At 48.4% G+C, this 24091-nt stretch carries 24 protein-coding genes, 1 tRNA gene, 1 rRNA gene and 2 riboswitches; of the genes, 9 read left to right on the forward strand and 17 right to left on the reverse strand.

What is annotated here, in order from left to right:
- Nucleotides 1–13 precede the first annotated feature (13 nt).
- Complete coding sequence (locus KQJ23_RS20865) at nucleotides 14–514, reverse strand: YwhD family protein (protein WP_216480848.1); 501 nt, start codon at nucleotides 512–514, stop codon at nucleotides 14–16.
- A gap of 106 nt (nucleotides 515–620) precedes the next feature.
- On the opposite strand from KQJ23_RS20865, the gene KQJ23_RS20870 reads away from it, so the two are divergent.
- The 6 genes from KQJ23_RS20870 to KQJ23_RS20895 all read left to right on the forward strand — a co-directional run bounded on the left by KQJ23_RS20870 (nucleotide 621) and on the right by KQJ23_RS20895 (nucleotide 6516).
- On the forward strand, nucleotides 621–2648 hold the full coding sequence (locus tag KQJ23_RS20870; protein ID WP_216480849.1) for a M1 family metallopeptidase: 2028 nt from the start codon (nucleotides 621–623) through the stop codon (nucleotides 2646–2648).
- A 40-nt stretch (nucleotides 2649–2688) separates the two neighbouring features.
- On the forward strand, nucleotides 2689–3519 hold the full coding sequence (locus KQJ23_RS20875; protein ID WP_216480850.1) for a hypothetical protein: 831 nt from the start codon (nucleotides 2689–2691) through the stop codon (nucleotides 3517–3519).
- A 221-nt stretch (nucleotides 3520–3740) separates the two neighbouring features.
- Nucleotides 3741–3875: riboswitch (cyclic di-AMP (ydaO/yuaA leader) on the forward strand.
- Nucleotides 3876–3877: 2 nt separating this feature from the next.
- Entirely contained in the window at nucleotides 3878–4372 is a 495-nt protein-coding gene (locus tag KQJ23_RS20880; protein ID WP_216480851.1) for a C40 family peptidase, read from the forward strand.
- A 239-nt stretch (nucleotides 4373–4611) separates the two neighbouring features.
- A riboswitch (cyclic di-AMP (ydaO/yuaA leader) is annotated at nucleotides 4612–4747 on the forward strand.
- 5 nt (nucleotides 4748–4752) lie between these two features.
- Nucleotides 4753–5229, forward strand: coding sequence for a C40 family peptidase (locus tag KQJ23_RS20885; protein ID WP_216480852.1), 477 nt, complete (start codon nucleotides 4753–4755; stop codon nucleotides 5227–5229).
- Nucleotides 5230–5506: 277 nt separating this feature from the next.
- Entirely contained in the window at nucleotides 5507–5995 is a 489-nt protein-coding gene (locus KQJ23_RS20890) for a GNAT family N-acetyltransferase (protein WP_216480853.1), read from the forward strand.
- A gap of 158 nt (nucleotides 5996–6153) precedes the next feature.
- Nucleotides 6154–6516: a c-type cytochrome gene (locus KQJ23_RS20895; RefSeq protein ID WP_216480854.1), complete on the forward strand. Its 363-nt coding sequence runs from the start codon at nucleotides 6154–6156 to the stop codon at nucleotides 6514–6516.
- 81 nt (nucleotides 6517–6597) lie between these two features.
- Here the strand turns inward: KQJ23_RS20895 and KQJ23_RS20900 are convergent, their stop codons facing one another.
- On the reverse strand, nucleotides 6598–6897 hold the full coding sequence (locus KQJ23_RS20900) for a 4a-hydroxytetrahydrobiopterin dehydratase (protein WP_044482646.1): 300 nt from the start codon (nucleotides 6895–6897) through the stop codon (nucleotides 6598–6600).
- Between the two features lie 175 nt (nucleotides 6898–7072).
- Nucleotides 7073–7366: a hypothetical protein gene (locus KQJ23_RS20905; protein ID WP_216480855.1), complete on the reverse strand. Its 294-nt coding sequence runs from the start codon at nucleotides 7364–7366 to the stop codon at nucleotides 7073–7075.
- Between the two features lie 189 nt (nucleotides 7367–7555).
- On the opposite strand from KQJ23_RS20905, the gene motA reads away from it, so the two are divergent.
- Nucleotides 7556–8359: a flagellar motor stator protein MotA gene (motA, locus tag KQJ23_RS20910; RefSeq protein WP_216480856.1), complete on the forward strand. Its 804-nt coding sequence runs from the start codon at nucleotides 7556–7558 to the stop codon at nucleotides 8357–8359.
- Nucleotides 8343–9152 carry a flagellar motor protein MotB gene (motB, locus tag KQJ23_RS20915; RefSeq protein ID WP_216480857.1) on the forward strand — a complete coding sequence of 270 codons (810 nt, stop codon included), beginning with the start codon at nucleotides 8343–8345 and terminating at the stop codon, nucleotides 9150–9152. Before motA ends, motB begins: the two co-directional genes overlap by 17 nt.
- Before the next feature lie 183 nt (nucleotides 9153–9335).
- On the opposite strand, the gene rluF is transcribed toward motB, so the two are convergent.
- Nucleotides 9336–10040, reverse strand: a complete 705-nt coding sequence (rluF, locus tag KQJ23_RS20920; protein ID WP_216480858.1) for a 23S rRNA pseudouridine(2604) synthase RluF — start codon at nucleotides 10038–10040, stop codon at nucleotides 9336–9338.
- A gap of 44 nt (nucleotides 10041–10084) precedes the next feature.
- Nucleotides 10085–11935 carry a sensor histidine kinase gene (locus tag KQJ23_RS20925; RefSeq protein ID WP_249529949.1) on the reverse strand — a complete coding sequence of 617 codons (1851 nt, stop codon included), beginning with the start codon at nucleotides 11933–11935 and terminating at the stop codon, nucleotides 10085–10087.
- A gap of 363 nt (nucleotides 11936–12298) precedes the next feature.
- Between KQJ23_RS20925 and tadA the strand changes: the two genes are divergently transcribed.
- Nucleotides 12299–12808 carry a tRNA adenosine(34) deaminase TadA gene (gene tadA / locus KQJ23_RS20930; RefSeq protein WP_216480860.1) on the forward strand — a complete coding sequence of 170 codons (510 nt, stop codon included), beginning with the start codon at nucleotides 12299–12301 and terminating at the stop codon, nucleotides 12806–12808.
- A gap of 63 nt (nucleotides 12809–12871) precedes the next feature.
- Here the strand turns inward: tadA and KQJ23_RS20935 are convergent, their stop codons facing one another.
- From KQJ23_RS20935 to rrf, 12 genes are all read right to left on the reverse strand, one after another.
- Nucleotides 12872–13951, reverse strand: a complete 1080-nt coding sequence (locus KQJ23_RS20935) for a DUF6612 family protein (RefSeq protein ID WP_249529950.1) — start codon at nucleotides 13949–13951, stop codon at nucleotides 12872–12874.
- A 100-nt stretch (nucleotides 13952–14051) separates the two neighbouring features.
- On the reverse strand, nucleotides 14052–14876 hold the full coding sequence (locus KQJ23_RS20940; RefSeq protein ID WP_249529955.1) for a YitT family protein: 825 nt from the start codon (nucleotides 14874–14876) through the stop codon (nucleotides 14052–14054).
- Nucleotides 14877–15151: 275 nt separating this feature from the next.
- Nucleotides 15152–15304 carry a small acid-soluble spore protein P gene (locus KQJ23_RS20945; protein WP_216480862.1) on the reverse strand — a complete coding sequence of 51 codons (153 nt, stop codon included), beginning with the start codon at nucleotides 15302–15304 and terminating at the stop codon, nucleotides 15152–15154.
- Between the two features lie 82 nt (nucleotides 15305–15386).
- Entirely contained in the window at nucleotides 15387–16265 is an 879-nt protein-coding gene (locus KQJ23_RS20950) for an alpha/beta fold hydrolase (RefSeq protein ID WP_216480863.1), read from the reverse strand.
- Nucleotides 16262–16900, reverse strand: a complete 639-nt coding sequence (locus KQJ23_RS20955; RefSeq protein WP_216480864.1) for a TetR/AcrR family transcriptional regulator — start codon at nucleotides 16898–16900, stop codon at nucleotides 16262–16264. The genes KQJ23_RS20950 and KQJ23_RS20955 overlap by 4 nt, the downstream gene beginning before the upstream one ends.
- Before the next feature lie 126 nt (nucleotides 16901–17026).
- Nucleotides 17027–17115: transfer RNA gene (locus tag KQJ23_RS20960), tRNA-Ser, on the reverse strand.
- Between the two features lie 61 nt (nucleotides 17116–17176).
- The gene (serS, locus tag KQJ23_RS20965; protein ID WP_216480865.1) at nucleotides 17177–18460 is read right to left on the reverse strand and encodes a serine--tRNA ligase; all 1284 of its coding nucleotides are present in this window, start codon (nucleotides 18458–18460) and stop codon (nucleotides 17177–17179) included.
- Nucleotides 18461–18702: 242 nt separating this feature from the next.
- Nucleotides 18703–20112: a D-alanyl-D-alanine carboxypeptidase family protein gene (locus tag KQJ23_RS20970; RefSeq protein WP_249529951.1), complete on the reverse strand. Its 1410-nt coding sequence runs from the start codon at nucleotides 20110–20112 to the stop codon at nucleotides 18703–18705.
- 124 nt (nucleotides 20113–20236) lie between these two features.
- Nucleotides 20237–21694, reverse strand: coding sequence for an IMP dehydrogenase (gene guaB, locus KQJ23_RS20975; protein ID WP_216480867.1), 1458 nt, complete (start codon nucleotides 21692–21694; stop codon nucleotides 20237–20239).
- Between the two features lie 239 nt (nucleotides 21695–21933).
- A complete protein-coding gene (clpP, locus tag KQJ23_RS20980) occupies nucleotides 21934–22533 on the reverse strand; it encodes an ATP-dependent Clp endopeptidase proteolytic subunit ClpP (protein ID WP_216480868.1) in 600 nt (199 codons plus the stop codon).
- A 19-nt stretch (nucleotides 22534–22552) separates the two neighbouring features.
- A complete protein-coding gene (locus KQJ23_RS20985) occupies nucleotides 22553–23356 on the reverse strand; it encodes an RNA polymerase sigma factor (RefSeq protein ID WP_216480869.1) in 804 nt (267 codons plus the stop codon).
- 488 nt (nucleotides 23357–23844) lie between these two features.
- A 5S ribosomal RNA gene (gene rrf / locus KQJ23_RS20990) occupies nucleotides 23845–23961 on the reverse strand.
- Nucleotides 23962–24091 lie beyond the last annotated feature (130 nt).

The following is a 24091-nucleotide window of genomic DNA, read 5'->3' on the forward strand; positions in this document are numbered from 1 at the left end:
ACCCCGGTCCTGATCAGTCTTCAAATGCTGCCTTCACATGATCCGGAGACCGCTCCCACCATTGTTCATTGGTATCCAGAAGCAGCTTCTTAAGCAGTTGCTTTTGTTCCGGGGAAAGTCCCTCCAGAAGCACCTTCCGCTTCAAGGCATAGTCCATCCGGTTCACATGATCGGCAAGAATCTTCCAGCCGCGTCTGGCTTCCGTATCAATCCACATCTCGCAAGCCGTCAAGCCGCCGTAAAACTGCCCTTCCGGCGAGCGATCCACGGCAACCCATACAATCCACACCTGACGACCGTTAGGAACGTCGTCCCGGTTCATAGAGAACTTGATTCCCTTCTCTACTTTGCTCTTCGCATGCATTGCACCAATATCGATATAGGCTTCATTACCGTCAAGAATAACGGGTGACATGCTGTTCAGGTCAATGGAACCGGCCCCGAACCCCTTGTGCTTGCTCTTATCCTCATTGCTGATAATGTTCAGCGCAAATATTTTCTTCTCTTTATTCATATGTTCCTCCTGAAACCGGGTCAGATTAATTTAATTTTAGCTAATAATCTCCCAAATGCAAACATATACATGCTGTAGATGCTTGTCAACGGGAGGTATCCATTGTATGACCCGACGAACTACTATTCTCGGCTTATCTATTCTCGCCATTTGCCTTATTGTCGGCACGCTCCGCTACTCCCTGGCCTCACCGCCCGGGGAAGAGACTTCCTATGCCTCGGAACAGGTCAAGCCCCTGGCTGCCGCCGAGACCCTGGCCAATGCTGACTCAGGCAGCAGCAACAAACCCGTTCCTTCTGCAGCAGAGAGCATTCAGCAGCCTACAGCCGAGGTGCTTAGCTACCGGGTTACCGAGTACCACATTCAGGTGAAGCTGGATGAACAAAACCATGTTCTGACGGGTACTCAGACGGTCACCTGGACGCACCCCGGAAAAAAGGCGGTTAATGAGCTGTATTTTCATCTGTATCCGAATGCCTTTGCCTCCGCTGATACGACCTTTATGAAGGAATCCGGCGGCAAGCTGCGCGGAGATGTGATGCCTAAGGATGGCTGGGGCGGCATGGAGCTGACAGAGATCCGGACCACGGACGGTATTTCACTACTCCACCGGATCCAGTTCGTCCAGCCTGATGATGGAAACGCAAATGACCAGACTCTGGCGAAGGTCCGCCTCCCGGTCACGGTTCGGGGCGGGGAGAGCATTACGCTCAAGATTCAGTTCAAGGTCGAGCTGCCTAAAATTTTTGCACGCATGGGAGCGGCAGGGGACTTCGTGATGGCTGGTCAATGGTTCCCCAAGCTCAGCGTCTACGAGCCGGCCGGAACGAGGGGCCGAACTGCCGAGGGATGGAACCTTCACCAGTATCATGGCAATTCTGAATTTTATTCCGATTTCGGAATCTATAGCGTGAATATCGATGTCCCTGACCATTATACGGTCGCGGCCACCGGCTTCCAGACCAAGCCCGCCATCAGAAAGGACGGCCGCAAGTCGATCCAGTTCTATGCGGATGATGTGCATGATTTTGCATGGTCGGCATCCCCTGATTTTGTCTATGTCGAGGAGCCTTTCTCCTCGTCCGAGGTACCCGGAGTACGGATCAAGCTGTATCTCGATCCCAAGCATGAGGATTTGAAGGAACGTTATTTCTATGCGGCCAAGGTCGCTCTGGCAAATTTCAGCAAATGGTATGGAAGATATCCTTACTCTACCTTGTCCATCGTCGTCCCTCCGGAAGAAGGCAACGGAGCGGGCGGGATGGAGTATCCGACCTTAATAACGGCATTCGGTGCATCCGGCGATTCCCCCAGCTACGATGAGCTGGAGCGTACGGTCATCCATGAGATTGGGCATCAATTTTTCTACGGAATGGTCGCAAGCAACGAATTCGAAGAGGCCTGGCTGGATGAGGCCTTCACCTCCTATGCCGAGGATAAGCTAATGGAGCAGGAGTTCGGCATTCAAGCCAACCTGCCGGTTCAGTCCGCGATCATTACTTCCCCTGTATCCCTTACCGAAGTGGCCTGGAAGTACGGATCGGGAGACAATTACGCCAAAAACGTTTATTATCGCGGCAAACTGGTTCTGCTTGATATTGAGCGCCAGGTCGGGACGAAGACGATGAAGCGAATTATGTACAGCTATAGTACAAAGTATCGCTTTAAGCATCCGACTACGGCCGATTTTGAACGGATTGTAGAGCAGACTACCGGACGAAGCTGGAAAAGTTATTTCAAGCAATATGTATACAACGGCGGGATGGCTGATTTTGCCGTGGAGGATATTCAGGTCCGGGAGATTACCTCCAAGGAAGGAACGCCTCTGTACGAATCGGTTGTCACCCTCCGGCAGTTGGGCGGCGATGCTTCCAAGGTCCCTCTGCTGTTCAGCTTTAAAGACGGGCATACGGAGAAAAAGGTCTGGAACGGGGAAGGCGAACGCATCGAGTTGAAGCTTCAGTACAAGGAGCCGATCGACTTCGTTCAGATTGATCCTGACTATTCCCTGGTGCTGGAGAACAAGCATATCAATAATTATCTCAAAAACGAGATCCAAGAGCCGGTTGAGACTCGGACCACCTTAGGCGCTGTAAAATTACTCGAGTCATTGCTTGGGCTGCTTGTATGGTAAGGGAATTTACTAACCCAATCACCCTCGGGAGGGAAATGCTATGACCTATGTTAAGCAAGGATGGGGACTTGTCCGAAGCCAGTTTCCCTCTGTCATCATCCTGTTTCTATATCAGCTGCTATGGGGCTTCTTTCTTTACCGGATTGTAAATATGGCGGTTATCGCCGTGTTATCCCGGTATCCCGATCCTCCGCCGACCGAGATCAGCCGTCTGCTGTACGGGTTTGAGGCCCAGCTCGAGCTGCAGCATAATGCTGCTGTTCATCAATATTTGTGGATACTCCTTGGCATGATCGCCCTACGGCTGCTGCTCAGTCCCCTGCTAGAATCCGGCATACTCTACGGACTGCTCCCGCAGGACTCCCGGAAGAGCGGGCTTCCCTTCTTTCGGGGAATGAAGGAATTCTGGAAGCCAGTGGCCCTCTTCTATATACTTGAGCTGGCATTCTTGTCTCTTCCCTTCTTCTGGATCGGACCAAGGCTGCTTGAGCAATTGCCACCACTTATTCGTGAAAGCAATCCCCTGTCCTCCCTTCTAGTTATTAGCGGATATTTGTTGATCTATTTGGTCTATGGCTGGCTAATTCATCAAGTCCTTCTGTTTATCAAATTCGGGTATCTCTTTAAAGCGGGACTCTGGACGTCTCTGGTGATCTGCTTCCGGCACATGCTTCAGGGCATCTTGATCGCGTTCGTGCTTGGCAGCTTTACGCTAGGCATATTCCTGATTTTCGGCGTGTTCTCCTGGATCTTTACCGGCATACTGGCTCTTGTCCTACAGCAAACCTATCCTTTTATCCGAAGTCTATTCCAAGTCTGGAATGTAACCTCTCAATATCGGCTCTGGCATACTAGGTCACAAAAAGGTTAAAAAAAATTTACTTTTTAAAAACCCTTGCCCCTTAAGGCCTCCGAGTGATCTCGGAGGCCTTAAATGCCGCTTGGGCCTATAAGTCTTGTGATTTAGCCATTGCCAAAATATACTTGCCTTTGCTACAATAGCAACAGAGCAAATTCAGTAACAGTTTTGTCATTATTATTGTCATCCTTGGCAGGGATCCTCCTCCAGATGTCGAAATAATATGCTGACAGAAGAAAATCGAGCCGAATTCCCTTCACGGGGAACGGGGGAACCACTTTGGGTGAATTGATCTCGTAACAGAGGGATCATAGGGGACCTTCAACCGAATCCTTAAGCTAACCTCGTAGGCATTGGAAGGAGTTTTACCTTGAAGAAGCAACTCACAGCAGCAGCCGTAAGTTTAGCCATCATGTTTACACTCGGGGCTGGTAGCGCTTTCGCGGATTCCAAGCTGGATTCCGTTATCGATGAAGGCCTTGGAACTAAATACGTCTCTGGTGGAACATCTACTAATGGCTTTGACTGCTCCGGTTTTACGATGTATGTCTTCTCTAAGATCGGCATTAAGCTGCCGCATCAATCCGCTTCCCAATACAAGATGGGAACGGCCGTAGAAAAGGATGAATTGATTGTTGGAGACCTGGTGTTCTTCAACACCTCTGGTAAGGGAGTATCCCATGTTGGGGTATATGTAGGAGACGGCAAGTTCGCTCATGCTTCTTCCTCCAAGGGCGTAATCATCAGCAAATTGAGCGAAAGCTATTATGTGAAGCGTTATGTTGGTGCCAAGCGCATTATGAGCACAGATAAGTATGAAGAAGTAACTACTGAAATTACGACTGACCATGATGACGTAGAGTAAGTCAACACGAGGCCCGCAGGAATTCTTAATGAATTCACTGTGGGTCTTTTTTATTCACTTAAGACTATTTACCCTGTTTCCGATTGTCTTAACCAGTTCTAAATCACCTTTTTTAGCCAGTTTTTATGATAAGCTTGCCAACACTGGATGGGCTTTGGTAGAATAGCTAAGGTAATAGTAACAACTTTGTAATTATTGCAGTAACCATTGCAGCTACGTCGTTCTTTTCGGGTGCAGACTACTAAGAACAGCCGAATTCCCGGCACCCGGGAAACGGGGGAACCACTTTGGGTGAATTGATCTATACATAAGAGATCATAGGGAACCTTCAACCGAATCCTTAAGCTAACCTCGCAGGCCTTGGAAGGAGCAGTTACATCTTGAGAAAAGCAGTTATCGCAGCAGCAACAAGCCTGACCGTATTGTTCACCATGGGGACGGGAAGCGCTCTTGCCGGAGAATCCACACTCACCAGTGTCGTCAATTCAGTCTATGGAACACCGTACAAATACGGTGGCGTTACCACTACCGGCTTTGATTGTTCCGGATTTACCCGGTACGTCTTTAAGAAGCTTGGCATTGATCTGGCCCGTGTCTCTTCTGCCCAGTATAAGCAGGGAACGGCCGTATCCAAAAGCCAGCTGCAGGCAGGCGATCTGGTCTTCTTTAATACGTCGGGCACAGGCCGGGTATCCCATGTAGGAATTTACCTTGGAGACGGGGAATTCGCCCATGCCTCATCATCGAACGGAATTAAGGTCGATAGTCTGGACAGCTCTTATTACAAAAACCGTTATGTCGGAGCAAAGCGGATCCTCAGCAAATATACTTATGCCAAGTATGCTGTAGAATCCTGATTCATGTTCTTCCTTGCCGCAGCGATTCTTGCCGGAATCGACTGCGGTATTTTATTTCTACATTTCATTAAACGCAGGAATTATCAAAAAGGTTACTTGCTATACCCTATTTTTTTATTTATGAGCGCACCTTACCCTTCATATACCCATACTCTGGAGAACGAAACAACCGAAAACGCCTTTACAACCGGCCCATTTCCCGTTAGAGTGAGTTTAAAAAGGAATGGGATCCACTCCTGTCGAAGATATATTCTCTATCGCTAAAGGAGGCGCAAAGATGGAACAACCTGCCGTACCATTTCGTGTTGTACCAATGGAAGAAAGTCATGGGGCCGATATTTGTACCTGGAAATATGATTCCCCTTATGATGTGTATAGCTGGCTCCCTTGGGAGCAGATGAAAGCGCTTGATGTAGAGTTCGGCAACCCCACGCTCCGCGCCCAGCAATATGTCTCTTTACTGAATCCGGAAGATGAGCTTGCCGGATTCGCTCAATATTTTCCTATGGAGGGCGTTACCCGGCTAGGGGTAGGTATGAGGCCAAATCTATGCGGCCATGGTCTGGGCAAAGACTTCGTGAAGGTGATTGTTGCAGAAGCCAAACGGAGAAAGCCGCAGGATGTGATTGATCTGGAGGTGCTGACCTGGAATACCCGGGCCATTCGCGCTTATCAGAAGTCCGGTTTTGTGATTACCGACCTTTATGAGAAAATGACCCCGGGAGGAATCTCCAAGCCCTATTACTGCATGGTATATCGGGGATAATTTCATTATTGATCTCCGCTGTGATTATCATCACGATTAAAGGGTCGTTTATTTATAATTCGGCCGAATTCGTTACTTTTTTTGACACAAAAGCTATGATCAGCTGTCATGTTCCGTTATAATGGAAGGAGCAGCTTACATAGAAGGGACGAATTGGAATGCAAAAGTGGATCATGAGCGGATTACTTGCGGTGGCTTGCATCTTTGCAGCCGCGCTTATGTTTACCTTGCCAGGCCGGGATCAAGTCGCCCAAGAAGAGAAGCCTCAAATGCCGGCCGTTACGCTGAATGCTGAGCAAGCCGAGACGATCGTTAATAATAACTGTATCGCTTGTCATGGAGATCAGCTTCAAGGTGCAAATGCTCCTGAACTGGCTCATATTGGCTCCACACTATCTGCAGATCAACTGTACAGCATTATTACGAAGGGTAAAGGCGGGGGAATGATGCCTTCCTTCAAGGATAAGCTGAAGGAAGAGGAAATTGCCAACGTGGCCCTATGGCTGTCAGAGAAAAAATAGCTCACACATAAATACGCCCGCCGGATAACTTATCCTGGCGGGCGTTCATCTTGCAGCTATAATGAAGAAGGGCAAAGCGGACTAACCAGCAGTTCGCTCCCGTTCAAATGCCTCATTATATTGATGAGCTTCCTTAATATCCAACGCCGTAATGCCTCCCTCTTCCCAGGAGGTCAGACGCAGGGTCACTGTCTTGTAATCAATCGTAATAAAAGGGTGATGATTAAAGGCCTCTGAAATCGCCGCAACCTCATCGACAAAGGCGATTCCTTTCATAAAGCTTGAGAAGGTATACTTTCGTATAATCCAGCGCCCCTCTTCCAGCTCCCAGCCTTCAAGCTTCTCCAAATGCGCTTCTACCTCTTCCGGTGTAAACGGCATTTTTGTTCCCCCTATTCTACCTCAATACATTCTATCATCGGTTTATTGTATTCATGTTCATCGGTGTTCATGCCTGGCATACGACGTATCATCTGGTACTCTATGCAGCCCGGAGGCGTCTGCTTGGTCAGCTTCTATTTTACCATGCCTGTCTGAGGAATCCAAAACCGCTGCCTCAGATCAACATTACCGAGGTCAATTCCTCTTCACCAATCAGAAAGTTAATCCGATGCCCCTCCGCATCATGAATAACTACAGCGCTGCCCACTTCGATCACAGGCTCTGACCCTAATCCATAGAACAGGTCCTCAGCCAGCGCCTCTTGTACCTCGGCCTTCGCTTCTTGATCCAGCTGCTCCCATTCTGATACTTCCATTTCGAAGAAAAGATAGCAGTCATGGATTCGGCCAATGGCTTCCGTCAAATCCTTCAAAATATATTCATAATCTCTTCCATGTTTTACTCCCACAGCGGATATACCCCTTTCTATACAGTCCTAAAGGACCGTATTCTTATTATACCGGAAAAAGCACCTTAAAAAAAAAGGGGATTCTGTCGATAAAATAGATAAACTGATATTCGGCTTCAATTTAATTGTCCCAGCAAGGATGCCAGGGGCAAGAACGCCAATTCAATTCTCTCAAGGACGAGGTGTGCAATGGAAATCTCAACTATTATTGGACTTATTCTCGGCTTCATAGCGCTGATCTTGGGAATGTTTCTAAAAGGAGCGCCTGTTGAAAGTCTGCTTCAGAACCCTGCGGCATTCGTAATCATTTTTGTAGGTACTGCCGCTACTCTGTTCGTAGGCTTCCCGATGTCGGAGCTTAAGAAGTTCCCAAAACTGATTATGTTAACGATCATCAAACCAAAGATGATCAGTAAGGCAGAATTAATCTCCATGTTCATGGAGTGGGCTACCATTACCCGCCGTGAAGGCTTGCTCGCATTGGAAGCCAAGGTGGAAGAAATCAATGATGACTTCTTGCGGGGCGGCATGCGGATGATCATCGACGGCAACGATCAGGAATTCGTTCAGGACGTATTAACCGAAGACATTGCAGCGACAGAGGAACGGCATAAAGCCGGTGCTCTGATCTTCTCCCAGGCAGGAATGTATGCGCCAACCCTCGGGGTACTCGGGGCGGTTGTCGGTTTGATCGCGGCGCTATCCGATATGAGTGATGTTGCGAAGTTGTCCCACGCTATTTCCGGTGCGTTTATCGCTACCGTTTTTGGTATTTTTACAGGTTATGTCATGTGGCATCCAATCTCCAACAAGCTGAAACGTCTGTCTAAGAAAGAGATGGAAGTGAAGCTCATGATGGTGGAAGGGCTTCTGTCCATTCAATCCGGTGTATCGACGATTGCTATCCAGCAGAAGCTGGCCGTATTCTTAACCCCTGCGGAGCGTGCGGAGATTCTGGAAAAGGGGGCTGGCGCGGGTGAGCAAAAGGAATAAGAAACACCAAGATCACGAAGAACATGCTGACGAAAGCTGGCTGTTACCCTATTCTGACTTAATGACCCTTCTGCTGGCGCTGTTCATCGTCCTCTTCGGGATGAGTAATGTGGATGCCCAGAAGTTTCAGGAGATGAGCGAAGCATTCCATAGCGTATTAACGGGGGGCAGCGGCATCCTCGATCATAACGCTCTCCAGAGCAGCACTATCAATGGAATCAGCGACAGCCAGTTGCCTAAGACTTCTACAGACGGTCTGATGAACCAGAAGAAGCAATTAATGCAGCAAGAGCAAGAAAGCCTTGAGGCGCTGAAGAAGCAGCTGGACACTTATATCGAAAATAACGGCTTAACAGACCAACTCGATACCAAGCTTAATCAATCTCAATTAATGATTACGATTAGCGACAAGGCGCTCTTCCCGTCTGGGGAAGCGGATGTGAAGCCCGATGCCCGCATATTGGCCAAGGCAATCTCTAATCTGCTTCAGGAATTCCCTGATTACGAAGTGATTGTGTCGGGACATACAGATAATGTGCCTATCTCAACGGCCAAGTTCCCATCCAACTGGGATCTTAGCTCGGCCCGTGCGCTTAATTTTATGAAGATCCTAATCTTGAACGAGAAGCTTGATCCCATGAAGTTCAGTGCGATCGGATATGGTGAATACCATCCCGTTGCCAGCAATAACACCAATGTCGGCAGAGCACAGAACCGTCGGGTCGAGGTCTCCATCATCCGGAAGTATCAGGATGGCGATCAGCAGATTGGCTTGCCGGCCACACAAGAATAAATTAATAAGTTGAACTAATGACTATACGTTTTGGGGGCAATGTGTGAAGTATGCCCTAACCACGTAGCTTCTTCAGTTCAACTTGCATCGCAGGAGTGAGGCTCCTTCAATTCAGCCGCACGATAAAAAAGGGCTTATTCACTAGATCATCAGATCGAGCGAATAAGCCCTTTTGTTGTCTGCTTACAACAGCTTGTAATTCAGCGCTTCGCCCAGCTCCTGCTTCTCCTGCGGAGTCAGGTCGCGCCATGTTCCTATCTTCTGGTCTCCAAGGTGGATGTTCATAATCCGAATCCGCCGGAGCTTACGAACCTCATAACCGAGCGCACTGCACATGCGGCGAATCTGCCTGTTCTTTCCTTCCATAAGAATGATCCGGAATACACGTTCTCCGATCCGGGTCACCTTGCACGGCAAGGTCATCTCGCCGAGAATCTTCACGCCTTCTCCCATGGCTCTCAGGAACGAGGGAGTCACCGGCCGGTCGACCGTTACAATATATTCCTTCTCATGCTTCCCTTCCGCACGAAGAATCCTGTTTACGATATCCCCATCACTCGTCAGCAGAATCAGACCTTCTGAATCTTTATCCAGGCGGCCAATCGGAAAGATGCGTTTCTCATGACCGACAAAGTCCACGATGTTGCCCCGAATATGACGCTCTGTCGTGCTTGTTATTCCTGTTGGCTTATTCAGCGCGATATACACATGCTGCTCCAGCTTCTCCCGAAGCGGCCTTCCGTCAACCCGGACATCATCGCCTTCCTCCGCCTGACTTCCAAGCACTGCAATCTCTCCGTTAATGGTAACCTTTCCCGACTCTACAAGCCTATCGGCTTCTCGTCTGGAGCAATAGCCTGTCTCACTGATAAATTTATTAATTCTCACCCTTACTGTCACCCTTCATGCTTTACTCTTCAATCTACGATTCGTTATCCCGCTGCTCCAGGCTGTTCGGTCTGGAGTTCTCTCTTGGTGCCAGGAAGAAGAATTGTAACCCGGGTTCCCTCACCAAGCTCGCTGTCAAAGCAGATCTTTCCCTTATGCCCCTCAATAATTCGCTGCGTAACCATTAGACCCAGCCCGGTTCCCTTCTCTTTATTCGTGTAAAAAGGTTCCCCCAGCTTCTCCAAACGGTCCTTCGAGATTCCCTCTCCCTCGTCTTCCACACAGATAACTGCATTTCCGTCTTCCTCTTCTCCGACAAATAGAGATATCTTCCCGCCGCGAGGCATGGCTTCCATGGCATTCTTCAACACGTTGATAAAGACCTGCTTCAATTGATTCTCTTCACAGTGTACCAGAACTGGCGTCGAGTAGAAATGGGACTCAAATTCAATATTATGTAGATGCGCTTCACTGTCCAACAAGGAGATCACATCACCAATCGTAAAGCGGATATCCCTGATTTCAAACTGGACCGCCTGCGGCTTCGCCAGAATCAGAAATTCACTGACAATTAAATTGATCCTATCCAGCTCTGATAACATGATATCCGTATGCAGCTGACTGATGCTCTTGGAGCGCTGCTGCATCTGCAAGAAGCCGCGAAGGGTTGTAAGCGGATTGCGGATCTCGTGAGCCACGCCGGCAGCAAGCTGGCCTACTGTCGTGAGCTTCTCCGACCGGCGCAGCAACTCCTCCATCTTATTATGTTCTGTCATATCTCTTGAGATGCTGATAAAGGCCACGATAAGTCCATCCTCATCATACACCGGCGATTCGCTAATGCTGACATGCACCTGGCTGCCATCCTTGCGAAGACGTACGGTCTCTGTCAGCACGAACGGTCTGTCCCGCTCGATGACCTTGTACCACCCGCTCCGCTCATCTGACGAGGAGGGAGGAATAAAGTCTAGTCTGCTGCCGACAATCTCGTCAGAGGTCCAGCCATACAACGTCTCAAATGCTTTATTGATCCGCGAGATCGTCCCATCCAGATCCGTGACATGAATGGCATCCGCCGTCTGATTAATGATGGATTCCAAATGCTCGCGCATCAGACGATTTTCTTCATTTTTCTGCCGGAGCTCTGTCATGTAATGATTCATATTGTCAGCCATCTGGTCCATCTTCTGCGCCAGCTTGCCAATCTCGTCATTTCTCCTCATCCCGATTCGGGCATCGAAGACACCCGCTGAAAAGTGATTCACCCTGGACAAAATATGCTGCAGCGGCCGGATAAGCTCTCCGGCCATCAAGTAGCTGACAAACACGACCATAAGCAGCAATAGGACCGAGACACTTAGCTGGTCCATCATAAATTCGGACAGCACAGCAGAAATGGATCTGTAGCTGGAGACTACCCGAATGACATAAGCGCGGTCTGAAAATTTTACCGGAATATAACTCTCAAGCACCCGTTCTCCATTCCATTGGATCTCATATCTCAAGGGCTCAACCTGATCAGCGGCCGCAACGGCACGAAAAAAGGTTGTTTCCTCTAATTCATCCGGCGCGCCAAATAAGCGGGCCATCTCCCGCCTAGGTGCATATGGGTCGATTCCGGAGATATTGATCAAGCTATCATTGGCTTCCATCGTCTCCCGGACAATTCGCTCCGGACTCGTCATCTGAAGCGCGGTAGACAGGGTAGTAGAACGAGACTGCGGGTTCTGCCCGCCAATATATTCATATACCGCACGGCTCTGGCCGATGGCAAGTGCTATCTGCTTCGCCACCAGTACGGCATTGCTCTCGCTGGCTCTTTGGAGGCTGTCCCGGGTAGAGAAGTAGCTTAGAACTAAATTCAAGGAAAGAAGAACTACAGCAAATATCGTCATCGTTAGAGAAAGCTTTATTTTTATGGACATACAAGCCTCCTCAAGGGAAAATAGTTGGAGAATTCTGGGTAGTTCGACATCAATTTCATCATACCTGTAAGTAAGTAATTTGCAAAGACGTTGAAATTCCCAAATGTTTTGCCTAGAATAAGAAATTATACCTAATTATTGTCGATAAAAAACGCACTTTATAGGCAAGTTATCCACATGTTTTAAACATATTAACAATACATTAACTGGATATGTGAATAGAATCGTGGATAAATCTACACTTATGCACAGTATTGTCCACAGTATGTTAACAACGAATATTTGTTCGTTGGATTTTGTGTATAAGAGATCAAACTAGAGGAGTGAACATCCATGTCGACTTCGTTGTTTCCTGCGCCGCCGGAATCTACCCATCCGCATGAATATTGGATGGAGCAGGCCATTGTAGAAGCCCGGAAGGCAGAGGAACTGGGAGAAGTGCCTATTGGAGCGGTAATCGTATTTGGAGATATGATTGTCGGACGGGGATATAACTTGCGGGAGAGCTCTCGAGACGGTACCGCCCATGCGGAGATGCTTGCTATTCGTGAAGCCAGCAATACGCTGGGTGCCTGGCGGCTGCTTCACTGCCGGCTGTATGTGACTCTTGAGCCCTGTCCTATGTGCTCTGGAGCCATCGTCCAATGCCGTCTTCCTGAGGTGATCTATGGCGCTTCGGATCCCAAGGCAGGCTGTGCAGGTACGCTGATGAACCTGTTGCAAGAACCTCGTTTTAATCACCGTACGGAAGTATTATCCGGAGTCCTGGAGGAGGAATGCGCCTCTCTTCTGACAAATTTCTTCCGCAAGCTTCGCAAAAGGCCGGAACATCATCATAATTAAAGTTAAAAGAGGGCTGCCTTCATCAGGCAGCCCTCTTCCTATCCATTATTTGAAGGTGCGGTTCTAGTATCCCAGCCCGCCCATTTCTTGTTCGAATTGTTCCATCGTAATGGTATCCGTTGGAATCCCGATCTCGAACGTTTGCTTCTCATTAATCTTGCTAAAGGTACTATTGAATTGAAGCGCCAGACGAACCTTGTCCTTTGTAGAAGGATCATTGAACTCCAGATCAATGTTCGCATCCTGATAGACAGGGTAGTCCTTCTTATCAATGGCCGTATTCAATGTAAGCTCATGTACACTCAAATACTCCAGCATCTCATCCAGTGCTGCGCCAATCTCGCTCTGATCTTCCTCTTGCAGCCCTGTTCTGATCTCTTCGATCTGCTCAGGCGTTACACCAATCAGGGACCGGTATTCTTCCTTCTCGATAATGTCGAGCAGCTTCGGGGTAACCTTATGGATCAGAATCTCCAAGGCTGGTTTGACGTTATCATTCGTTACCGAGAATTGAACAACCTGCTTAGCGGAAATGCCCTCAGGAAGCTCTGCATCCTTTGGGTCAACATTCTTGAAATATGTCGCTTCATCATATTCCGCGAATACAGCGCCGGAGATCTCCCCGGTAAGCTTCTTCGACTTATTAGGGTCGAACATCTCAGGGTTGAACTCTTGGCCCGACTGCTCGATCATTTCCTGCATATCCATCACCAGGAACTTGCCTACAACCGTATCCGGCAACGGCAAGAATGGAATGCTTGGAATTTTGATATACAGCTTATCCTGGGTAACGACCATAGGAATCTTAATGGTTGTCGACATGTCCCCGGTAAGCTTGATTTCGAGCGTAAGCTCGGACTGCATCGGGTCTTGCTGATAAATGCCGCTGATGTTGATCTCTGCATCCTTCAAAATAGAGAATACAGCCCCTACCTGTGCCGCAGTATACGAGGACGAATCATCTGAAGTGTAACTCAAATCCACAATTTTAATCTGATTGTCCATGACGTAAGATTCCATACTCAAGGCTTGAACAGCTGCGCTGCTCAGCGCCTCCTTGGGATCCTTCTTGCCTGCGCATCCTGTCAGCACCAGTACCAGGGTGAATAACAAGATGAAGGCCGCCTTATAACTCCTACCCAACATAAATACTCCTCTCTGTCCAATAAGACGAAAAAATTACAGACACTCCCATATATTAAACCAATATGTGCTAAGCGGAAACCCTTTTTTAGAAAAAGAGTTAATGAATCGCATTCTTCTTGAACCGTCCGCCCTTCACATCATGGATATTTCCTACAGCCAAAAATGCATGCTGATCGAAATGATTCACGATTTCCTTAAGCTTTGCTTCCTCAAGCCGCGTAACCACACAGAAAATAACCTTCTTAGGGTCACCGGAAAATCCACCCTCGCCGCTCAGATAGGTTACACTACGGCCAAGGCGATTGACAATAGCCGCACCGATCTCATCAATTTGTTCACTGATAATCCATACCGACTTCGACTCGTTAAGACCGTCTACGACGATATCGATAGTCTTGTAAGCAATATAGTAAGCCAGCAGCGAGAACAGCGCACGTTCCCAGCCGAATACAAAGCCTGCACTAAGCAATATAAAGAAGTTTATAAACATAATAATCTCGCCGACAGAAAAGGCTGATCTGCGGGAGAAAAGAATCGCAACGATTTCCGTTCCATCCAGCGATCCTCCAAAGCGAATAACAACACCGGTACCGAGACCCAGAAGAATGCCGCCAAAGACAAAGGCAAGCAGCGTGTCCGTGACAAAAGGATCGACCGGATGCAGCAAATAAGTACCCGCCGACATGACTGAAATACCGACCAGAGTGGAAATGGCAAAGGTCTTGCCAATTTGCTTATAACCAATGATTAGAAACGGAAGGTTAAACAGAAATAGAAAAATACCTAGAGGGAGTTCTGACAGATAAGAGGACATAACAGAAATACCGGTAATTCCGCCATCCGTAATCTTGTTCGGTACGAGAAAAAGCTCCAGGGCAACCGAGACGATGATGGCTCCAATTATGATAAAGCTGAATCTCATAATAATATTGCCTACTGATCTCTGCTTATGCTGAGATGCAGCCTTGGAAAAGGCCTCTTCAGCAGGCATTTTAGCATCCACGATGTTCAAAGGGCATCACGATCCTTTCAGTAATATAGCTCTCTCCATATCTCCTCTTCCACTTCCGTTATCATTTTTTTACAAGTCCTCTCTTTATTATGACATTTTATGAGCAACCTGTCTTCCCTAATTCACATTTGGCAGAAAAAAACCCGGCATCTGCCGGGTCACTGAACCGTTGCTCCGCTTCAGCCTCAGCTGCCTTGCGGATTATTATGACGCACATGGTTTCGGTTCTTCACCTTCTTCGAGCCTGACAACGGCTCCGGGCCGCCTTGGCCATGCTCCCGATGCTTGCTGGTATCCGGCTGCGTTCCTGGTGTGGTATATCCCTTTGGCTTGGTCATAAGAAGAACACCTCCATTCTCCGATGGTGTGTACTGCCTCTGTTATCGTGCGGCATCTTGGCCGGGTTTATGCACAATATTATTAACGGGAAAAGTACTCAATGAGGATAGCGTTGATATCATAAGCTATTTCATGATTAATGCCATGCCCTGTGTTCTCAAATAAGCGTCTGTTCATTTGGTATGTCTGCAGGACTGCACCGCCTCCAAGGATATAGAAAGGATCTCTCATTCCTATTAGATAGAGGGTCTTCCCGCGAAGGCCATCAATCTGGTCATTCGTAAAGGCATTCACCTTATGAAAACGCATGGCCATATTATTATAGCCTCGTAATAAATATGTATAATGCTCCACGATCAACGGATTGTCGATAAAGACAGCGGTATTCTCTCCGGTAAGCTTGGTTAGCAGCTTAACGACATTCTTCTTGGTAGGAACCAAGGCTTCCGGCAGGAACACCCGAAGCATGGTCTTCATGGGATGGCCGGCCGGTTCTGCGGGCACACTGGAGGCCATCGAGACAACCCTTCCTACTCGTTGCGGTCTATGGACGGCATAATATTGGGCGAGATATCCCCCGTGAGATACGCCGGCAAGATCAACCTGCTTAAGTTCCAGCCCATCTAATAAATCATCGATCCATTCCGCATCTTCAAATTCATTCGTATAGTTTTCATTTGGGATACTCTTCCCGGGGCCGCCAAGCGTATCTACGGCATACAGCCGAAAATGAGGCGCGAGCGCGGCGGCATTGTATATCCACATCAGTGCCGAGTCATCCCCGACACCATGAAACAGAACAACCGGAGGGGCATCCTCTTTACCGAATACATTGATATGAGTAATCCCATAGCGTGTAGGAACCTTAACGGGAAGAACCTCGATACCCCATGCTTCAAGCAGACATTCATAGGTATTTAGAATGTTCTCCTTAGCTTTTTTCGTCCTATAGATTTTCATTTCAATGATCCCCCTCCCCGATACTGATCAAAGAATCTCCCCAGTAACGACGACAGCTCAAGCAGTGCCAGCGCACGCTCTTCGCTCGTTGCCTCGACGACGGAACCGGAAAAATATTTGTGGAACACATAAAGAATCTTGGACTGATACTCCGCAGCCAGATGCTCCGCATCATCTCCTTCCATCCACCCCTTGTCCATCATGAATGAAAACACCCTCTTATGGTGATCAAGAGGGACACTAAAGAGCAGCTGCCGATAAAGCTCAGCCGCTTCAGCATTCCTCTGCTTCTCTATCGTCAGCAGACGGATCAGTTTGTTGATGTTCTCCTCCAGCAGATAGCCTTCCAGATAAGCAATTCCGGCAGAAATAAATTTCTCGCGCTCAACCTCAGGAACAGCCTCCAAAGCCTGAATGAACTGCTCCTTGCGCACCTGAATCCACTGCTCCGACTTGCGGAACAAAGAATAAAGAATATCTTCCTTGTTCTTAAAATGATAGTAGATGGAGCTTTCCTTGATCCCTACTGTCTTGCCGATATCTCTGATGGAGACCGTTGAATAGCCGTCCACGCAAAAGAGATCCAACGCAGCGCTCAGTATCTTTTCTTTCGTACCATGCTCTGCTTGCCTCATCAGTCTAACCCCCTTTATCAAGCTAACAGTTGTTAGGCAACAAGAGTTTATCTAACAACTGTTAGATTGTCAATAACAAAAAAGGACTTAAACCATAAAGGTCTAAGTCCTTTGAACATTTTCAACTGGCGGAGAGGATGGGATTCGAACCCATGTGGGCTTGCACCCTAACGGTTTTCAAGACCGCCCCGTTATGACCGCTTCGGTACCTCTCCAAAGGTAAATCCAATTTGCGTAACAAATCAGATTCTACCACAATGCAACCATCTTATCAAGCTATTTATGCTTGGTAATTTCCTGTACATTCCCCATGTATGGACGAAGCACTTCTGGAATTTCCACACTGCCGTCTTCACGTTGGTAATTTTCCAGAATAGCAGCGACGGTACGGCCTACAGCCAAGCCTGAGCCATTCAGGGTGTGCACGAACTCCGGCTTCGCCTTCGGCTCCGGACGGTAACGGATATTAGCCCGACGCGCCTGAAAATCCTCTACGTTCGAGCAGGAGGAGATTTCACGGTACATCCCGCTCTCAGGCAGCCATACTTCGAGATCATAGGTTTTAGCAGCTGTGAAGCCAAGGTCGCCCGTACAAAGCGCGAGCACCCGGTAGGGCAGGTTCAGCAGCTGGAGAATGCGCTCTGCATTCGCCGTCATTTGCTCCAATTCTTCGTAGGAGGAGTCCGGATGGACGATCTTGATCATTTCCACCTTATTGAATTGATGCTGGCGAATCAGGCCGCGCGTGTCGCGTCCTGCGGCACCCGCTTCCGAACGGAAGCATGAGCTGTAAGCCACATATTTTTTCGGAAGATCCTCGGCACTCAGAATTTCCTCGCGATGATAATTCGTAACAGGGACCTCGGCTGTGGGAATCAGGTAATAATCGCCTTCGGTCAATTTGAACAGATCCTCTTCAAACTTCGGCAGCTGTCCGGTTCCATACAGGCTGTCCCGATTGACGATGTAAGGCGGCAGCATCTCTTCATAACCATGATCCCCGCTATGCACATCCATCATGAAGCTGATCAAAGCCCGCTCCAGACGTGCTCCAAGCCCTTTATAGAATGTAAACCGGGAGCCCGTTACCTTTGCTCCGGCTTCAAAATCCAGAATGCCCAGCTCCAGCGCGATATCCCAATGCGCCTTCGGTGTAAAATCAAACGTCCGCGGCTCGCTCCAGCGGCGAATTTCCTCATTCTGTTCCTCTGAGGCACCAACAGGCACGCTGCTATGAGGAATATTCGGAATGCTCATGGTCAGCTCTTCGATGCTCGCTTCAAGCTCGCGCACTTCATCGTCCAGCGACTTGATCCGGTCGCCAACCTCGCGCATTTCCAAGATCAGCTCGTCCGCATCTTCCTTATTCTTCTTCCGCTTGGCAACCTCAGCCGATACGGTATTCCGGCGGCTCTTCAGCGTCTCCGTCTCCTGCAAGAGCGCTCTGCGCCGTTCGTCTAATTGAGGAAAGGCCGCGATCAGATCAAGCGATTTCCCGCGGTTATTCAAAGCTTCTTCGACACGCGCATAGTTATTGCGCAATATTTTTACATCTAACATTGGGTAGTCCCTCCTAGAATCTTGCCGTGACAGCCGTGTTATCATGCGCTGGTTCCGATAGAAGTTGAACATGACCGTCAGGAGCGCCAAAACTGTGATGAAGAAAGAAAACCACCTTAACTCTGAATCAGAGTCAAGGTGTAGAAGACGTCGCCTTCCGATAATAATCTAACTTTATATTTTACAATATTTCCGTTAAAATTACAATTCATCTACTCCCAAAAGGGAGAAAGCGTTCCAGCTTAGAACAGGTTTTTGATTCCGTTGAACAGATCGCTGAAGAACTCTCCGATCGCTCGCATCATCAACGTAAACCAGCCCGCTTTTGTAGCGTCTTCGGTTGTAATCAGGTTTACCGTCTTCGTCAATGTCTGATCCATTCCATCCGGCTTAAAGGAGTAGGTGACGGTTCCAACCTTACTGCCTTGTTGCAACGGTGCGGTGAACGTCTCTGAATCAAGTTGAACTGCAGCTTCCACTGTGCTGATATCAGCGCCCTTAGGAATAACGAAGCTTACTGCTTCATCGCTGACGACAGGGATTGACGTATTCTTTGCCTTCTTGACCGTCACGCTCTCCATCTCCGCTACCGGTGCTTTAGGAGCAACAATTTGCTTGGTCTCGAAGTTGTTGAAGCCAAAATCCAGCACTTTGCGGGTTTCGACGAACCGGGCTTTATCGGTTTTTGTCCCCATAACAACGCTGATCAGGCGCATGCCGTTGCGTTCCGCTGTTCCGGTGAAGCAGTTGCCCGCATTTTCAGTGTGGCCGGTTTTAAGACCGTCCAAGCCTTCATAAGCAAATTGCTTGAAGTTGGTGACATCCTTATTCGCTTCCAGCATCCAGTTATAATTGATCATCGGCTTGGCATCCCGCTCGCGGAACTGGTAGCTTGTAATTGCCGTGAATTCAGCAAAATCAGGATGATCGGTAACAATATATCTAGCGAGAATAGCGGCATCCATGGCCGACATCACCGTCTCTTGATTTCCAGGTGTACGGAACTTCTCTGGCATATCGGCGATATCAAGACCGGTTGAATTTGCGAAGTGGGCTGTTGCCATTCCCATCCGCTTCGCTTCATCATTCATCATTTTTACAAAGGCTTGTTCCGAACCGGCCACATATTCGGCCAACGCAACCGTGGCATCGTTAGCAGAACCAACAGCCATGGCAATATATAGTTCCTTGATCGTATGCTGATCCCCTTCAGCCAAGAAAATCCGCGATCCAATAGTCTTGGAGGCATTCTCCCCAACAGTGACTACGTCATCCCAACTGAACTTTCCTTGCTTCACGAGATCAGCCACAATATATTCTGTCATCATTTTTGTCATACTAGCCGGAGGAAAAGGCGTATCCCCCTCAATGTTAAGCAACACCTGCCCGGAAACTGGTTCCATAAGGATCGCAGACCGTACCTGCAAATCAAGGGATTCTGCAGTAGGAATCTGAACAGCCTCGGTTTGAGTCGTCGTAGTCTGGGAGTTTGAGGATTCAGATGAATTGTTCGATTGCTCGCCCTCTGCCAGCGCCAGCGCCGGAACCAGAGAGAAGCACAGCATATTCAGAAGCAGAACGGAGGCCACAGCCTTACGCAAGCGATTCCGTTTTGGTTTTGAATTTGTGTGGTGTGCGGTATTCGGTTTCAATGTTCTTAAAGCTCCTCTCTTATTCTCGTTCATTTGCTTTATCTATTCTAACACACGGCATACTGCAAAAAAAGACAAGCGGCGTGATTTCCAGCCTGCTTGTCTTTCTAATGCGGACATTTTGCTATAGAGAGTAGTTAGGAGCTTCCTTCGTAATCTGCACATCATGCGGATGGCTCTCACGAAGACCTGCACCCGTAATCCGGACAAATGCCGTATCATTGCGCAGTTCATCCAGCGTCGGTGTTCCGCAATAACCCATCCCGGAGCGTAATCCGCCGATCAGTTGGGTGATGGTATCCGAGATCGGTCCTTTGTAGGCGACGCGTCCCTCGATCCCCTCCGGTACCAGCTTTTTGTCATCATCCTGGAAGTAGCGGTCTTTGCTGCCTTGCTTCATAGCGGCAAGCGACCCCATTCCTCTATAGACCTTATATTTACGTCCTTGGTAAATTTCCGAGTCACCAGGGCTCTCTTCTGTTCCTGCGAACAGACTGCCCAGCATTACTCCATGAGCGCCGGCTGCGATCGCCTTGGTGATCTCTCCAGAATATTTGATTCCACCGTCCGCAATAATTGGAATACCATATTCTCTAGCAACGGTTGCGCAATCATATACAGCTGTAATCTGGGGCACGCCAATCCCGGCAATTACGCGGGTTGTACAAATCGAGCCCGGCCCGATCCCCACCTTCACCACAGATGCTCCTGCCTCAATCAGTTCGCGGGTTGCTTCACCCGTTGCTACGTTTCCTGCTACGATGGTCAGCTTCGGATACCGGTTACGCAGTTCTCTTACCGCGTCAATAATATTAATGTGGTGTCCATGCGCCGAATCCACTGTAATCATATCTACACCAGCCTGGACCAGTGCTTCCGTCCGTTCAAATGTATCTTTGGAAATACCGACAGCGGCACCTACAAGCAGTCTTCCTTGCGCATCCTTGGCCGCATTCGGGAACTGAATCGCCTTCTCGATGTCTTTAATCGTAATCAGACCCTTGAGGACGTTATGCTCGTCCACCAAAGGCAGCTTCTCAATCTTATGCTTCTGGAGAATGCCTTCGGCTTCTTGAAGGGTAGTCCCCACAGGAGCTGTCACGAGGTTATCCCGCGTCATCACTTCACTGATTTTAATACTATAATCATGCACAAAACGCAGGTCACGATTCGTCAAAATACCGATCAGCTTGTGCTCTTCATTTACAATCGGCACACCCGAGATCCGGAACTTGCCCATGACATCCTCAGCATCTGAGACCAGATGATCCGGGGAGAGAGAGAATGGATTCGTAATAACACCGCTCTCCGAACGTTTAACCCGATCTACTTCCTCTGCCTGCTGCTCGATGGACATATTCTTATGAATAACGCCGATACCACCCTCACGCGCGATTGCAATCGCCAGTGCAGCCTCTGTTACTGTATCCATACCTGCACTGATAAGTGGAATGTTCAGCTTAACGGAATCGCTAAGTCTCGTGGACACATCCACTTCTTTAGGCAAAACTTCCGACTTCCGGGGAACGAGCAATACATCGTCAAATGTAAGTCCTTCCTTGTTAAATTTATTTTCCCACACCTTTGGTTATCCTCCTCTTGTTTAATCGGGTCCGGTCTTGGTTTTCCCTATAAAATCAACGCCGAATCACAGTTATAAAAATATATTATTGCCATCTTAGCAAAGGGCCTATAGGCTGTCAAGGTAAAGCAGGGCGTTAATTTAAAGGCCTACCTTACACATACGAATGTCCGCTGTAAACGAACAAGAACCGCTATTCCCCTTCGGAATAAACGGTTCTTCCAATTTCACCCTTAATTCTATGGTTTATTCTTGGAGCTGGTGATTACCTGATCTATAATCCCGTAGCCCTTAGCTTCTTCAGCCGTCATAAAATAATCCCGATCCATATCTCTGGAAATCCGCTCCATCGACTGCCCCGTATGCTCTGCCGTAATCTCATTCAACCGCTCGCGAGTACGGATGATTCGGCGGGCACTGATTTCAATATCGCTTGCCTGCCCCTGTACGCCGCCATGCGGCTGGTGGATCATGATCTCGCTGTTCGGAAGCGCGAATCTTTTTCCCTTGGCGCCGGACAGCAACAGAATTGCGGCGAAAGACGCCGCCATCCCCGAGCAGATGGTCTGCACATCCGGCTTGATGTACTGCATCGTATCATAAATGGCAAAGCCTGCCGATGTGGAGCCTCCGGGGCTATTAATGTAGAAATGGATATCCTTCTCCGGGTCTTCTGCCGCAAGAAGCAGCATCTGCGCCGTAATGCTATTAGCTACCTGGTCATCGATTGCTGAACCCAAAAATACAATCCGGTCCTTCAGCAAGCGGGAGTAAATATCGTACGACCGTTCACCATGTCCCGTCTGTTCGATAACATAAGGAATAATCATATTGCTCATCTCATCCCCTCCATATGATTTAAGCCGCTGTCCCCATCAAATACATACTCTGAACAGACTGGCTATTTGTTGAAGCTTTGTGCCGGTTAACAGACTGCTTCCGAGATTGGGCATAGAGCAATGGGGCCACAGCCTCTCCTTGCACCCCATCATTCATTAACATGACCATCGCAGCTGTATTTTGCTGGCGGAATGCCTCCAAATAAGCGTACGTTCTGGACGAATCAGCCTCCGCTGACGAGTAAGAGCCATTTTCTGAACCCGCACCCGTTGTTGGCCATTCCTTCTCTTCCTGTTGTCTAAGAGCAACGTTTCGGATTCTCAATTTCACTCTGGCCCGGTGGAGAGCGGCTTTAATCGCACCCTCAGAGGTTTTCACCATTGCTGCAGCCTCTGATGCCGTATAATGAAGCACGTCTACCAGTAAAAATGCCGTTCGCTGTCCTGGCGGCAATTGCTGCACCAATGTCTCCATCGCTATCCATACGTCCAAGGGATCTGCAGCGGGGTGCCGCGCCTCCTCCAACGGTTGCTGCGTTAGAGCAGGTGACTTCTTCCGGCACTGGTCGATCCAAGCATTACGGGCCACACGGTACAGATAGGCAAGCGTAACCTGCTCTTCTTTCAGACCTCTGTGAAATGCCGACCAGACCTTAAGCAGCGTATCCTGAACTAGATCCTCACCTTCCCAAGGAGAGCCCGTCAACGCATGACAGTACTGCCGCAGATTCTGATGATGCAGGTTAATTCGATCCATAAATGAATCGGATCTCTCCCCCACCGAATCTTCTCTTGAAGGACTAGCTGACTGTTCCCTTGGCATATCGGCTTACCTCCTGACTGTGGTTTTCCTCTATATTTACTTTCATTGTTTATTAACGAGAAAATTGCTCTTAAAGATACGATATGAGAAATTTTGTTTTTATTCAACTGGCACAAACTAACGAAGTATCCTTAGATTTGCTAACGTAAATCTTCGACCTGCTAACGGACAATTCGAACCATTAGCCGACTTCTTCGCACATTTTTGAAGGGTAACGGACATTTTCGGCATTTAGGACGCTTAAACGGCTTTGGTTCACGCAACTCACCTATCTTAGCAGCCAAATTGTCCGTTACATTTCTGGCTTCATCATTAGTAGCCTTTAAGGAGACGTAATGCCCGTTAGACCATGTACGTTCCCTTGTGTGGATAAAGCATTAAAACAAGGTGCTACAGCGGTGCTTGATAAGAAATAGCATTCAGGTCAACCGTCGGTTCCAAAAAAAAGAAAAAAGCACCACCGAGTTATCGGCAGTGCTCTTTGTGTTGCTTGGCGGCGTCCTACTCTCCCAGGACCCTTCGGTCCAAGTACCATCGGCGCTGGAGGGCTTAACGGTCGTGTTCGGGATGGGTACGCGTGGAACCCCTCCGCCATCGCCACCAAACGGCTTCAGATGCTTAATCACCTGAAAACTGGATACGAAACGTGAATCTGAATTAGATATTGGATAAGCCCTCGACCGATTAGTACCTGTCAGCTCCATACATTGCTGCACTTCCACCTCAGGCCTATCA

This window comes from Paenibacillus brevis, from assembly GCF_018919145.1.
Classification (GTDB): domain Bacteria; phylum Bacillota; class Bacilli; order Paenibacillales; family Paenibacillaceae; genus Fontibacillus; species Fontibacillus brevis.